This is a genomic window from Pantoea sp. M_10 (genome assembly GCF_008631515.1).
Taxonomy (GTDB): Bacteria; Pseudomonadota; Gammaproteobacteria; order Enterobacterales; family Enterobacteriaceae; genus Pantoea; species Pantoea anthophila.
Genome location: NZ_VWUL01000008.1, coordinates 18,034 through 30,638, shown reverse-complemented (window position 1 = coordinate 30,638; position 12,605 = coordinate 18,034). Strand labels below are relative to the sequence as shown.

General features: G+C 61.6%; 11 protein-coding genes. 2 read left to right on the top strand and 9 right to left on the bottom strand.

Annotated elements, in window-relative coordinates:
- Positions 1–57: 57 nt before the first annotated feature.
- Genes F3I47_RS18650 through F3I47_RS18640 form a run of 3 tightly spaced genes read right to left on the bottom strand, consistent with a single transcriptional unit; the run spans position 58 to position 3,438 of the window.
- Entirely contained in the window at positions 58–744 is a 687-nt protein-coding gene (locus tag F3I47_RS18650) for a cysteine hydrolase family protein (protein WP_058957636.1), read from the bottom strand.
- Positions 725–2,041 (bottom strand): cytosine permease, encoded by a 1,317-nt coding sequence (locus tag F3I47_RS18645; protein WP_150029770.1) that lies wholly within the window; start codon positions 2,039–2,041, stop codon positions 725–727. Before F3I47_RS18645 ends, F3I47_RS18650 begins: the two co-directional genes overlap by 20 nt.
- A complete protein-coding gene (locus tag F3I47_RS18640; protein WP_150029769.1) occupies positions 2,038–3,438 on the bottom strand; it encodes an amidase in 1,401 nt (466 codons plus the stop codon). Before F3I47_RS18640 ends, F3I47_RS18645 begins: the two co-directional genes overlap by 4 nt.
- A 402-nt stretch (positions 3,439–3,840) precedes the next feature.
- Between F3I47_RS18640 and F3I47_RS18635 the strand changes: the two genes are divergently transcribed.
- A complete protein-coding gene (locus F3I47_RS18635; protein WP_223812748.1) occupies positions 3,841–4,224 on the top strand; it encodes a hypothetical protein in 384 nt (127 codons plus the stop codon).
- Positions 4,208–4,429: a hypothetical protein gene (locus tag F3I47_RS18630; protein WP_150029768.1), complete on the top strand. Its 222-nt coding sequence runs from the start codon at positions 4,208–4,210 to the stop codon at positions 4,427–4,429. Before F3I47_RS18635 ends, F3I47_RS18630 begins: the two co-directional genes overlap by 17 nt.
- Positions 4,430–4,509: 80 nt before the next feature.
- On the opposite strand, the gene F3I47_RS18625 is transcribed toward F3I47_RS18630, so the two are convergent.
- From F3I47_RS18625 to F3I47_RS18600, 6 genes are all read right to left on the bottom strand, one after another.
- On the bottom strand, positions 4,510–5,358 hold the full coding sequence (locus tag F3I47_RS18625) for an oxidoreductase (protein ID WP_150029767.1): 849 nt from the start codon (positions 5,356–5,358) through the stop codon (positions 4,510–4,512).
- A gap of 96 nt (positions 5,359–5,454) precedes the next feature.
- Positions 5,455–7,242: a thiamine pyrophosphate-requiring protein gene (locus F3I47_RS18620; protein ID WP_140028934.1), complete on the bottom strand. Its 1,788-nt coding sequence runs from the start codon at positions 7,240–7,242 to the stop codon at positions 5,455–5,457.
- A gap of 62 nt (positions 7,243–7,304) precedes the next feature.
- A complete protein-coding gene (locus tag F3I47_RS18615; protein WP_150029766.1) occupies positions 7,305–9,263 on the bottom strand; it encodes a hydantoinase B/oxoprolinase family protein in 1,959 nt (652 codons plus the stop codon).
- 1 nt (position 9,264) lies between these two features.
- On the bottom strand, positions 9,265–11,310 hold the full coding sequence (locus tag F3I47_RS18610) for a hydantoinase/oxoprolinase family protein (RefSeq protein ID WP_150029765.1): 2,046 nt from the start codon (positions 11,308–11,310) through the stop codon (positions 9,265–9,267).
- An 18-nt stretch (positions 11,311–11,328) separates the two neighbouring features.
- Positions 11,329–11,775 carry a GNAT family N-acetyltransferase gene (locus tag F3I47_RS18605; protein WP_009089424.1) on the bottom strand — a complete coding sequence of 149 codons (447 nt, stop codon included), beginning with the start codon at positions 11,773–11,775 and terminating at the stop codon, positions 11,329–11,331.
- 293 nt (positions 11,776–12,068) lie between these two features.
- A complete protein-coding gene (locus F3I47_RS18600) occupies positions 12,069–12,581 on the bottom strand; it encodes an Lrp/AsnC family transcriptional regulator (RefSeq protein ID WP_009089422.1) in 513 nt (170 codons plus the stop codon).
- Between the last annotated feature and the right edge of the window lie 24 nt (positions 12,582–12,605).

The following is a 12,605-nucleotide window of genomic DNA, read 5'->3' as shown; positions in this document are numbered from 1 at the left end:
GGGAGGATAGCCTGAGCGCGCCGGTGCGCCCGGGCTATCCGTATCAGCAGCAGACCGCTATGCGCCTAGGCTGTCCAGCAGCGCCGCAGACGAGGCGACCGCGCCGAAAATGCCGCCCTGCATATGGATCATGCTCAGCGCCGCCTCGTGGTGACGCCGTTCAGTTGCCGCGCAGCAGTCGGAGAGCACCAGACACTCAAAGCCGCGATCGTTGGCTTCGCGCAGCGTGGTGTGAACGCAGACATCCGTCGTGATGCCGGTCAGGATCAGATTGCGGATGCCGCGACTGCGCAGAATCAGCTCCAGATCGGTGGCGTAAAACGAGCCTTTGCCCGGCTTATCCACCACCACTTCGTCCGGCAGCGGCGCCAGCTCCGGGATAATCTCCCAGCCCGGTTCACCCCGCACCAGAATGCGGCCACACGGCCCCACATCGCCAATCCCGGCATTCATCCGCCGCGACCGCCAGCGCTTATTGGCTGGCAGGTCACTGAGATCGGGCCGGTGCCCTTCGCGGGTATGAATAACCGGAAACTGCCGTGCACGCATCGCGGCGAGCACCTGCTGCAGCGGGGCGATGGGCGCACGGGTCAGGCTGACGTCATAGCCCATGCTATCGACATAGCCACCCACGCCGCAGAAGTCGGTCTGCATATCAATGACGATCAGGGCAGTGTCAGCCGGGGTAAAACGGCCATCGAACGGCCAGGCGTAGGGGGTGGAATTAACGCTGTAGTCGGGCATGACTGTTCTCCATTTCCGGGCGCGGCATGCGCAGTTTGCTAATCAGGCTGTAACTGAGGGCGGCCGTGACCAGGCCAATGACGGCTTCACCGAACTGCGGAAAGGCCACATGGGCGATCACCGCACAGAGGCTGCCAATCGCCCAGGCGGCGAACGCGGTACCGCGGAAACGCTGTGCCGGACGCTGTTCGCTGATGCGCGCCATAAAGATCAAATCCACGATCATCACTGCGCCAAACGGCGGTACCACGATGCCCAGCAGGCTCAGCCACTCCAGGAAGTAAGACCAGACCCCCGCCAGTGCCAGCACGCCGCCGATGCCACCCAGAATCAGCGTCCAGAGCCGCATTTTGCTGCTGAAGAGATGACTGAATCCTACCGCGCCGTTGTAAAGACAGTGTGTGCAGACCGATCCGAGGTTAATAAACACAAACAGACAGGCGACCACCGAGAGAAACGCGCTGTGGCCCATCAGCATCGGCAGGAAGTTTCCGCCGTTGGTCAGCGGGTCAACCGCCGCGCCTACCGCCACAATCACCACGCCGAAAAGGTAGGAGATCACGTTGGCAACCGGGAAAGCGGAAAAAGCCGCGATCACCGCCGAGCGGCCATTCTTCGACCAGCGGGTAAAGTCCGCGGTCATGGTGCCGGAGTCGGCGAAACCGGCGACCACCATCGTGACCGCGGTGCCCATACTCATGGCACCCGCCGTGCTGGCGCTGCCCTGCCACTGCGTGACGACGGCGAAATCATGATCCCGCCCTATCAGCCACAGCGCCACGATGCCGAGCACCACGAACAGCGGCGCAGCGATCATCCCCAGCACCGACAGCGCCCGCACGCCCAGAAAGGTGATGCCGGTGTAGAGCAGCATGGCAAAGGCCGTCACCGCCAGCGCGTTCCAGCCAAAGGTCTGATTAATCACCGTGCCGGTGAGACCGGTCTGAAAGGCATACCAGCCGATCACCACCGTCGAGAGAAAACCGGAGACCAGGATATAACCTTTGCTGCCAAAGGTGCGCCGGGCCTGCAGGGCGAAATTCATGCCGCTGTTGCCAGCGAACCAGCTCAGCGCGCCGACATAGGCAAACAGCACCAGATTCCCCAGCAGAATGGCGATCAGTGCAGGCCAGAAGCCCAGATGCCAGGTGATGATGCCGCCAAATAAGGCATTGGTGAGGATCATCGGAAAACCGAACCAGACTGCCGAGACCGAGCGGGTGGAGTGACGATGCGACACTGGCACCGGCTGGTGTTCAAACTCCTGCTCCAGCGCAGGTGAAGACGATGTTTTCATTGTGTGATTCCCGGTTGAAGGTGATTCCACGGCTGAATGCGCTCGAAAGCGGCACTGGCAGCCAGCACTAAGGCATCATCAAGATGCCGTCCGACAATCTGGAGACCCACGGGCAGGCCGCGGGCGGTAAAACCGGCGGGCACCGACGCCGCGGGCTGACCGGTGAAGTTGAACGGGTAGCAGAATGAGAGCCAGTGGTCGCTACGGACCATCCGCCCCGCAATGATTTCCGGCCCCTGGCTTCCCAGCGGAAACGGCGGCACCGCCAGCGTCGGAGTGATCAGCAGGTCGTAACGCTGCATAAAGCGCCACAGGCTGTTGCTGACCGCTTTGCGCACCGCGATAGCGTCAGTGAAGTTTTCCGCCCGCCACTCACGCTGCAGCATGGCGATCAGATGGGGTGACATGGCGCTGCCCTGCTCCGCCATCATCTGACGCATGCCGGTGAGATCGCTCTCCATCGCCACCAGCGCACCGAAAGCGGCGGCCGGATCGCTGAAGCCCGGATCGGCCAGCTCCAGTTCCGCGCCGGTTTCAGCGGCAAAGCGCTGCACGGCCGCACTGACCACCGCCCGCACTTCCGGATCCACCGCGACATAACCCAGGTCTGCGCTGAACGCGATGCGCAGTTTGCTGGCTGGCTGCCGGAGCGTGCCCAGCCAGTCAACGTCGCTGCAGGGGATGGAGTGACGATCCCGCATATCCGGGCCCGCCATCAGTGACATCATCAGGGCAGCATCGCGCACGCTGCGCGTCATCGGGCCGATGTGCTCCAGCGACTCCCAGCTCGACACGCCGGGATAGCGTTCATCGCGGCAGCCGGGCCAGAGCGGCACCCGCCCCATCGACGCCTTGAAACCAAAGATGCCGCAGTGCGCCGCCGGAATGCGAACCGATCCGCCCCCATCACTGCCCAGCGCAATCGGACAGAGCCGCGCCGCAACGGCCGCACCGGACCCGGCACTGGAGCCGCCGGGCGTCATCTCAGTATTCCAGGGATTACGCGGCGACGGAAACAGCGGATTGTGCCCGACCGCGCTGTAGCCAAACTCCGGTGCGGTGGTTTTCCCCAGCAGAATGGCATCGGCGGCCAGCAGGCGTTCTACCGTGATGTCATCCTCTTCCGGCACGAAATCCCGGTAAGCCGCCGAACCGGAGGTGGTTCTGACACTGGCCGTGCAGATCAAATCCTTCACCGCCAGCGGCACCCCCGCCAGCGCGCCCAGCGTCTCTCCGCGAGCGCGGCGGGCATCCAGCGCCCTGGCCTGCGCCATCGCCAGATCGGGCGTGGGGGCACAAAAGGCCTGTATTGCCGGTTCCCGTTCCGCCATTCGCTCCAGTGCGGCCCCGGTCAGCTCGCAGGCTGACACCTCCCCGCTGCGGATAAGTGCGGCCATCGTGGTGGCATCTTCGTCTAATCAGGAGTCAAACATGGATTACCTCGCCAGAATTGTACCCGTCAGGTAGTGCATGAACCGTGCCAGCTGACATGACGCCGGGCACTCTGAAGCAGGGATGCCAGATGGAATACGGGCTGGGATACAAGATCGAATTCTTATGGTGGTGGACGGGCGTGCCTGTTTATTTTTTCAGCACGATGATGGCGCAGGGCTGCGCGATAAGGGGGCGTGACAGGTGAATGGTTTTGCGGGCTGGCTTACAAAACGGTGTTGTTAATCCGTAACGGCGGCTGAAATGCTGGAATGAATAACCTTATTTTTACCATGGATGTTTGACGGTGCTGCGCAGGAACTGAAAATCGGGTTTCAGGGATTTATAAGTTACGACAGGGATGAGAAGTGCGCATTGAAGAAGATATTTATGAAGTTTGTTTTGACGTCTTTGATGGTATGGAATGCCTGGGTGATTTCCGCCATATCAGCTTTGCAGGATTAGGCAGTGCTGTCGTTATCAAACGCGTATTCCTGGCATTAATGGCACACCATGAAAGCTTCTTTGTGGGCGGTTTTGTTTTCCAGGCTGCATCAGGAGAGATCGTTGACCGCAATCGTCCGACACCCCTTGAGGAGATCTACGACGCTTTGCCTGGCTTAAAAAATGAACTGCGCTACAATCGCCGGACCGGGTTGCCGAAGAAAACGCCGCAACCTTTAATCCCGGACTATTTCCAGGCTTATAAAACAGTGACTACAGGGAGAGCTTGCTATGTCGTTTTACGATAAACACAATGGCATCACAGATGCGGCTGAGGCCGAGAACAGGGAGTTAAGGGCACTTTTGATTGCTGAGTGGCTGGACAGGCCCGATCTACCCGCCATTAAAGCCCAGTTAGCTCAGGCGAGAAAACGTTCCTCATCTGCCCTGTTGCGCCGTAAGCTAAAAGAACTGAACGCGCGCGAAAGGCAGGAAGCTAACATCCCCGATTAGCGCTTAAAGGCCCATATACGGGCCTTTCCTGTTTTTAACCGCTTCTGGTTAAACCGCGGCGGCTTCATGCCACCTGCAACTCACTGCGATTCCGGAAAATCGGTCTCCACCGATGTCTGTTTCCACGCCTCAATTTCCGCCAGCCGCTCTTTGAGTTTGCTGGTCACGGCGTCATGGCCCCAGGCTCCCATCACCAGATGCCGGGGCGGATGATCATGTTCAGTAATTGCGATCATCGCTGCGGCGGCGCGCGCCGGATCGCCCTTCTGCGTGCCGCTGTAGTCGGCGGTGGCTTTCATTCGCGCGGCGGCGGTCTCTGCATAGTCCGGCAGCGTGCTTGGCGTCTGATGCAGCGAGCGTCCGGCCCAGTCGGTGCGGAACGGGCCTGGCTCGACGCAGGTGACATGAATGCCCAGCGGCCCGGCCTCCTGGGCCAGCGCATCGGACCAGCCCTCCACCGCATGTTTGCTGGCGGCGTAATAGCCTGAGCTGGCAAAGCCGATCAATCCGGCCACCGAGGTAATGTTGATAACGTGCCCCCTGCGCGCCTGGCGCATCGCGGGCAGCACGGCGCGCGTCAGGACAAACAGACCGAAGACGTTAGCGTCAAACTGGGCGCGGATTTCGCTCTCTACCCCCTCTTCAATCGAACTCTGATAGCCATAACCGGCGTTGTTCACCAGCACGTCAATCGTTCCGAACGCACCGATGGCCGCCTGCACCGCCTGATCGATACTCGCCTGCTGCGTGACATCCAGCGCGACCGCCAGCGCATTATCATGACCTTCCACCAGGTCGGCCACGGCCGACAGGTTCCGGGCCGTCACCACCACGTTAAAACCCCGTGCGATCGTTTGCTGCGCCAGTTCCCGACCAAAACCGGTCGAACATCCCGATATAAACCAGACTGGGCCTGATTGAGCCGCCATAGTAGGACTCCTGTTGCGTTTGATGAAGCGATAAGACCCGGATACGAACGTATCCGGGGAGAGACAGATAAGGCTAGCGAGGCGCCATCGCCTGGCTTAGCCCTTCGTGCTTTTATGGAACAGCTGGCTGGCGGTGTCGCTGATGATCTGCGCTGCGCCGCGATCGCCCTTCGCCATGGAGGCCATAAAGGCTTTTGCCTGTTTAAAGGTGATATGCGGCGGTAACGGCGCCACTTCCGGATCGGTTTTCACCTCCAGCAGCACCGGGCGATCGGCGCTGAGCGCCTGCTGCCAGGCCCCTGCGAGGTCGTCAGGGTTATCCACGAAAATCCCGACCATGCCCAGCGAGCGGGCAAATTCCGCGTACTTCACGTCCGGCACCTGCTGCGAGGCGTCAAAGCGGGGGTTGCCCTCCATCACGCGCTGCTCCCAGGTCACCTGATTGAGATCTTCGTTGTTAAACACGCAGACGATCAGGCGCGGATCGGCCCACTGTTGCCAGTATTTCTGGATGGTGATCAGTTCAGCCATGTTGTTCATCTGCATGGCGCCGTCACCCACCAGCGCCACTACCGGTTTATCCGGGTGCGCAAATTTCGCTGCAATGGCGTAAGGCACCGCTGCGCCCATGCAGGCCAGCCCGCCGGAGAGCGAGGCCCGCTGCCCCTGTTTGACGCGATAGTCGCGGGCAAACCAGTTGGCACAGGAACCGGAGTCAGAGGTGACAATGGCGTTGTCCGGCAGCTGCGGGGACATCTCCCACACCACCCGCTGCGGATTGACCGGGTTCGCCGGTGCCATCGCGCGCTCCTCCATCAGCGTCCACCAGTCACGCACCTGAACCGCAATCCCTTCCTGCCAGCTGCGATCCTCTTTGTGCTCCAGCAGCGGCAACAGCGCGCGCAGGGTTTCTGCCGCATCGCCGTGCAGATTCACTTCGCTGGGATAGCGCAGGCCGAGCATGGCGGGATCGATATCGATCTGCACCGCTCGCGCCTTGCCCTCTTCCGGCAGAAATTCGGTCCAGGGGAAGCCGCTGCCGATCATCAGCAGGGTGTCGCAGTTCTGCATTAAATCGGATGAGGGTTTGGTGCCGAGCAGGCCAATCGAGCCGGTTACAAAGGGCGCATCGTCCGGCAGCACATCTTTGCCCAGCAGCGCTTTTGCCACACCGGCCCCCAGCACATTGGCGACCTGCACCACCTCGACAGCGGCATTGCGTGCGCCTGCCCCAATCAGAATCGCCACTTTTTTACCGGCGTTGAGCACCTCAGCGGCGCGTTGCAGATCCTCCTCATAGGGGATCACTTTCGGCCGCTGATAGCCACTGCCGGAGTGGGTGAAGCCGTGCAGGTGCTGCGGCGGCTGCCAGGCTTCATCCTGAATATCTTTCGGCAGGATCACCACCGCCACGCCATTCTGCGCTTTGGCAATCCGCACGCCACGATCAAGCAGGTGACGCACCTGCGCCGGGGTGGCGGCTTCCTGAACGAAGTTCGCCACATCCGAGAAGATGCGGTCCAGGTTCATCTCCTGCTGATAACTGGCCCCGCGCGCGGTCGCTTCCGCCTGTCCGGCAATCGCCAGAACCGGCGCATGATCCATTTTTGCGTCATAGAGCCCGGTCAGCAGATGGGTCGCACCCGGCCCGCCGGTTGAGAGGCAGACGCCCAGCTCACCGGTGAATTTCGCGTGACCGGCCGCCATAAAGGCGGCCATCTCTTCGTGACGCACCTGAATAAATTCGATGCCGTCCCCTTTGGCGTTCGCGCGCTGAATGGCCCCCAGCACGCCATTAATCCCGTCCCCCGGATAGCCGTAAATGCGGCTCACACCCCACTCTTTCAGGCGCTGGACAAAAAAATCACTGGTTTTCATGCTCATCGTCGCGGTTCCCCTTGTAGTCCATGCAGACTTAAAGCGTAGTCGACGATGCGCCATCGCCGTTAATTGTTCGCCATAGCCGGGTAGCGCTGACGCAAATCACTGAATATCTGTGCCATGTCCGCCGTTTCGCCTGCCTCTGCGACCGCCCGAAAAACCTGGGTTTTCAGGAAGTGACGCCAGCTGACCGGCGCGGCGGCAAGAAAGGTGGTCAGTGACTGATAGCGCTGCGGTGTCCAGAGTTTTTCAAAGCGCTGACGCGCCTCGCCATGCTGAAAATGGTGCGTGACCCGCTGCGGCATGACAGCACGCAGTTGCTCAGTCGCGACCCGATCCACGCGGTTATTCACCACTACCACGCCATACTGCGCCCTGGCGGCGTCTAGGCTGAGGTAACCGCAGCGCACATCCTGCAGGACCGCCTCCGCATCGCGCTGTGACGGCAGCCCGTAGCCCCCGGCACCCGGCCCGCGGACTTCGACCACATCCCCCGGCTGGCAGTGGATCACATCGGTGTTGCCGTGCGGGATGACCTCGCCGTTGCGCCGGGTCTGGAAGTGGGAGAGTGCCCCGCTTTGTCCGCCCACCACCCCCGCCGAGGCGAAGACCGAGCGGTTGCGGTTGCGCGCGGTAATCGTGGTGTTGGGCGAGAAGATCTCGAACGCCATCTCTGTCGCCAGGCCGCCGCGATAGAGACCCGCCCCGGCACTGTCCTGCGCCAGGCCGTAGCGGTGAAAACGGATGGGGACTTCCGCCTCGTTAATCTCAATCGGGGTGTTTTTCAGGAAGGCGGAAAGACCGCCGGAGCCGTCAGGGCCATCGTGACGCGGGGTGCCGCCCGCACCGCCGCCCACCGGGCCCAGCGAGGCCACCACGCTGCGGTTGTGCGTCTGGGTGCGGATATTCATGATCGAGTTGCCGCCGGGCGAGTTGGCGGGCAGACGGTCGGGCATCGCCAGTGAGAAGACGCCGACGGTGGCAATCTGCGACAGCGCACAGGTCAGCGAGCGCATGCCTACCGCAGCGGGCGCCTCGCAGTTCATGACCGTGCCCGGCGGCAGAATGGCGCGGGTGGGCCGCAGCGTGCCCGCGTTAAGCAACAGGGAGCGATCCAGCGTGGAGAGCACATAGGTGACGCCGACCAGCGCCAGCGGATGTCGCTCCCGTCCGCCGGTGGGCATGTTCAGCGACGAGGCCAGCTGCGGGTCGCTGCCGGTGTAATCCAGCTCCAGCCGATCGCCCTGCACCCGCAGCGTGACGGCGATACGGCAGGGATAGCCCCCCTCGCCATCCTCATCGGCGTAGTCGGCATAAAAGTATTCACCGTCGGGAATGGTCGCGATGATCGTGCGCGCCTGCGCCTCGGCGTAATCCAGAATACCTTCAATGCCCTGCAGGAAATCGTCGATGCCAAAGCGGGCAATAATGTCGTGAATTTTCCGCTCGCCCACGTTGACCGAGGCCAGCTGTGCCTTGAAGTCACCCCAGTTCTGGTCCGGCACCCGCACGTTGAGCCGCATGATGCTGGCGACCTCTTCGTTGAGCTGACCCTGTCGCATGATCTTCAGCGGCGGGATGCGAATCCCCTCCTGCACAATGTCGGTCAGCGAACGCGACAGCGAGGCGGGCACGGCCCCGCCGACATCGGTGTTGTGAATATGTCCCACCACGAAACAGACAATCTCGCCCTGGTGGAACACCGGTTTCCAGATGTGGATATCGGGGGAGTGGGTCGCGACGTTTCCGGCGTAGGCGTCGTTGGTGATGCAGATATCCCCCTCGGCATACTCCTCTATCAGCGCCAGCACCGGCGCATAGTCGATGCCACTGTACCAGGGCGCACCAAAACTGCGGGGGGAGGCAAACGCCAGCCCGCTGCGGCTGACAATCTGGCAGGAGAAATCTTCCGTCTCCTTAACGAAGGTGGAGTGCGCAGTGCGCATCAGCGTAAAGGCCATCGCATCGGCGGCGGCAGCGCAGTAGTTCGCCAGGATCTGTAAGTTACGTCCGTCAATCGCCATGTTATGCCTCGTTCGCCGTAATCAGCAGGTTGCCAAAAGTGTCGACCGTGACGCCCATGCCGGGCGGCACACAGGTGGTGCAGTCATCCTGAGCAATGATGGCCGGGCCGCTGAGCTGATGGCCGGCGCGCAGCCCGGACCGCAGCACCAGATCAACCTGATGCCAGGCCCCGTCAATCCACGCTTCCGTCTGCTTCAGCACCGGCACCGGTTCCGTCGCCGGGGCCAGCGCGGCAATAACCGGTTTCGGCGTCGGTGAGGAGATCACCAGCCGCAGGTTAATCAGCTGCACCGGGGCCTGCGGATCACAGTGACCAAACAGCTGCTGATGCTGGCGATCGAAAGCGTCATGCAGCGCCGTAAAATCGGCCTGCGTCAGCCAGCCTGCCTCCAGCGGCACGTCGATCTCAAACGACTGTCCCTGATAGCGCATATCGGCGCTGAACTGCAGGCTGTAAGGCATCGCGCTGCCGTGCTCCTCAGCCAGCCAGTCGCAGGCGCGCTGCTGCAATGCCTGCGCTTCCGTGGCCAGGGTGTCGGCCAGGGCGGGAGTCAGATCGCTGTAGAGGGTGCGGATAAAGTCATTACGGATGTCAGCCACCAGCCCGCCCAGCGCCGACAGCACCCCGGGCGTCGGCGGCACAATCACCCCTTTCAGGTTGAGTTCACGGGCCAGGAAACAGCCCATCATCGGCCCGGCACCGCCAAAGGCGAGGAACCAGAATTCACGCGGATCGAGGCCGAACCGTGACAGCAGGCCGCTGGTGTCGCTGTACATACCGGAGATGGCCAGCTCAATGGCGTTTTGCGCGGTCTCCTGCACCGTCAGGCCGAGGGCATCGGCCAGCGGCTGCCAGGCGGCACAGGCGGCCGCGACATCGACGGCGACAGCGTTATAGCCCAGCGCGCCGTGCCCCATCATGCCGCAGGCGGCAAAGGCGTCGGTGGCGGTCGGCTGCGTGCCGCCACGCCCGAAGCAGACCGGGCCCGGCAGCGATCCGGCACTGTCCGGGCCCATCTGCAGCACGCCCTGCCCGTCAATCCACGCCAGCGAGCCGCCGCCCTGACCCACCGAGGTAACGGCAACGGAGGGAATGTAGATCGGGAAATCCCCGATGATTTCACCGTTGCCCTGCGCCACGTTGCCGTCGATGATCACCGCCACGTCAGCACTGGTGCCGCCGATATCGAGGCTGAGAATGTTGCCGAACCCACAGGCGCTGGCGAGATAGCTGGCCCCGATGACCCCGGATGCGGTGCCGGAGAGAACCATCTGCACACATTCACGTTTCGCCTGGTCGACGCCCATGACGCCACCGTTCGATTTGGTGATGCGCGGCGGCGGCTGCACGCCGAGCCGCTGCAGCGCCTGCTCAAAGGATTCGAGGTAGTGGATCACCATCGGCTGCACGTAGGCGTTGATGGTCGCGGTAATGGTGCGTTCATATTCGCGGATAATGGGCCAGATGTCGGCAGAACAGGAGGTCAGCAGCTCGGGTGCCTCCTCATTGATAATCGCTTTCACGGCCGCTTCATTGTGCCGGTTGCGATAGCTGTGCAGCAGGGAGACCACGATGCCCTGGCAGCCCGCAGCGCGCGCCTGCGCGATAGCGTCGAGTACGCTCTGGCGGTCCACCGGCTGGAGTACCCTGCCCTGCGCGTCCATGCGTTCACGGATGGCAAAAACCCGGTCGCGCGAGATCAGCGGTGCAGGACGCCGCGAAAAGAGGTCATGAATATGGGGAATTTTCAGCCGGGCCAGCTCCAGCACATCGCAGAAGCCCTCGGTGGCGAACAGCGCCAGCCGCACGCCACGCCGCTGGATCACCGCGTTGATGCCGACCGTGGTGCCGTGGGTAAAGTAGCCAATCTCCGCGGGGTCGATCCCCTGACGCTGCTGAAACTGCGCCAGCCCGGTGGTGATTTCACTGCCGGGCTGATCCGGGCGCGACAGGACTTTCAGGGTATGAATCTGGTTCGTTTGCTGATCGAGCACGGCAAAATCGGTAAAGGATCCGCCAATATCCACGCCTACGCGGTATCGCATCTCGGGTTAACTCCTGAGTCAGGGAGGGGGAAATTCCATCAGCGTCCCGGGGTGTTGCACCACACGCCAGCCGAGACGCTGGTAGACCTGATGCGCATCCTGGGTCGACAGCATCCAGCGATGCACCGTTTGCAGCTCCGGATGATCACGGACGCAGGTCGCCAGCCAGCTGCCCAGTCCGTGTCCACGCCAGTTTTCGTCAATGATGACGTCGCACAGCCAGCCAAAGCGGGTGTAATCGGTGATAAGACGGGCGAAGCCAATCTGCGCCTGCTGGTGATAGAGGCCAAACGGCAGCGAACCGGCGATCGCCCGCAGGGTTTTCTCGCGCGGCTGGCCCTGTGCCCAGTAGGACTTCTCCGCCAGCTGGTGGTGAATCCACGCCAGGTCGAGCCGCTGACGGTCGGTGGAGACGGTGAACGCATCGCGCTGCCACTGCTGGTCAGCAATCAGTAATGAGCTCATAACAACTCCTGATAACGGTTAAAAACAGTCTAAGGGGGTTCGCTGATCGGGTGAGGCTGAAGCGCGCCCTGAAACCGGATGCAGCGACTGAATTTTGCGCCGGGAAGAAATTTTATGCTGAGGGGAGTCAGGCCGATGCATGATGCAGAGTGAACGAGCGGGTAAGGGAAAAATCCGGGTAAAGCGTGCAGGTCTGCACAGCCCCCGGAGCGCGGTCTGCGCCGGGTGCGGTGAATGGAGATAGTGACCCTCTGCCGTAAAAAGCGCAGAGGATCGGCCCCCGGCTCTGGTCACTACGCCCCGAGTTCGACAGAATTCTGCTTGTCGATAAGTGAACGCAACGGCACGCTGCTTTTCATGATGGGCGATTTAATCACGATATAGCTGAAATATTTGTCGATGCCGATCTGCGCATCCAGCATCTTCTCAATCACTTCCTGGTAATGTTCAATGCTGCGGGTAATAAAGCGCAGCAGATAGTCGTAGCCGCCGGTGATCAGATGGCACTCCATCAGCTCATCGACACTGCGCATCGCCGTTTCAAACTTCATAAAATCTTCGCGGCGATGGCCCGACAGCGTGACTTCGGTAAAGACCGTCACAGAATCGGTAATGCGGGTGAGATTGATGTGGGCTTCATAACCGGTAATAAAACCAGCCTGTTCCAGACGTTTGACCCGTTGCAGACAGGGGCTGGGGGAAAGGCCTACTGCGTCGGCGAGGTTAACGTTGCTGATACGGCCATCTTTCTGGAGTTGCACCAGAATGTTGATGTCGATGCGGTCGAGTTTCATTAAGCCGTTCATAGCACCCCTCATTGTCAGAGCCTG